Origin of the sequence: Serratia sp. 506_PEND (genome assembly GCF_001076875.1) — a bacterium.
GTDB lineage: Bacteria > Pseudomonadota > Gammaproteobacteria > Enterobacterales > Enterobacteriaceae > Serratia > Serratia marcescens.
The window spans coordinates 1-900 of record NZ_JVEL01000297.1; the positions used below are offsets into that span (position 1 = coordinate 1).

Consider the following 900-nt stretch of genomic DNA (forward strand, 5'->3'; position numbering starts at 1 on the left):
TTCCCTGGCGGTGGCCATGCGCTGATAATTGCTGCGGGTCTGCTCGGCCTCACGTTCCATCTCAACACGCAGCGCCGCTACACGCCGCTTCATCTCGTTATAGGCGCGGGCCAGTTCGGCTTCGGACAGTTTGCCGCTGCGCGCCAGACGGTTATACGATGCCTGCGTTCGCTGGATTTCACGCTGAATGGTGTGCTCAGCCCGCACCCCGAGGTTGCTGCGGGCTGTCGCCAGGTGTGAGAGTTCGTTGCGCAGACCCTTGACGACAGGCGTGGCTTCGTCATTAGCCCCAATGGTCAGGCCGACCTTCAGATTCTGGTCCATTACTTGCCTCCGGCAGGTGATGCCTTACGTTTGCGCTCTGCCTTGGCGGCATTGCGTTTTTTGAGCTGGTCGAGCGGGATGCGTAGCGACTTGATTGTCTGTGTCTTATCACGTTCTTTATACGCCTTCGGGTTACGAAGGCGCATGACCGCATCAAGGAATCCAGAGAACTCTACAGAGGTGAGATTTCGGATGTCTGATTGGGTAAATCCGTACTCTCCGAGGATGAGGCTGCAGAGCCGGAGGTCTTTTCTTCCTGACTCATGGGCATTAGCTTTTTTTTTGCTCGCCCGGAAGCCCTTAACAATGCGTTATAGTCCTCATAAACAAGGTTATCGCGCAAAAGTTGTGGCGAGATATCTTCAGCAGGGATTGAACCAAGCCGTAGCAGTGTGCGAGCTAACAGATGTACGGTGAAATTAACATCAACTAAGTCACTGCCGATTTCATCACCCACATCAATCTCATCGCCTACGGTCTGCAGGCGGATCTCGAAGTCGCGGTGGATCTTACCGTTGTACTGCACCCCGTAATCCAGGGTGCCGGTTTCAGTAAATTGCATGGTGTTACTCCATC

The 900-nt window shown here is 54.2% G+C and carries 2 protein-coding genes and 1 pseudogene; all 3 read right to left on the minus strand.

Annotated elements, in window-relative coordinates:
• Positions 1-324, minus strand: a pseudogene (locus ADK28_RS08030) (phage tail tape measure protein); the annotation flags it as partial.
• Positions 324-470 carry a hypothetical protein gene (locus tag ADK28_RS32105; RefSeq protein ID WP_161802703.1) on the minus strand — a complete coding sequence of 49 codons (147 nt, stop codon included), beginning with the start codon at positions 468-470 and terminating at the stop codon, positions 324-326. The pseudogene ADK28_RS08030 and the gene ADK28_RS32105, both read right to left, overlap by 1 nt.
• Before the next feature lie 26 nt (positions 471-496).
• On the minus strand, positions 497-900 hold a 404-nt coding region (locus ADK28_RS08035), incomplete at its 5' end, for a phage tail assembly protein (protein ID WP_204375369.1).

Excerpts from the sequence above, each read along its gene's own strand:
- ADK28_RS32105 (WP_161802703.1), bottom strand. The coding sequence starts at position 470 with ATGCGCCTTCGTAACCCGAAGGCGTATAAAGAACGTGATAAGACACAG.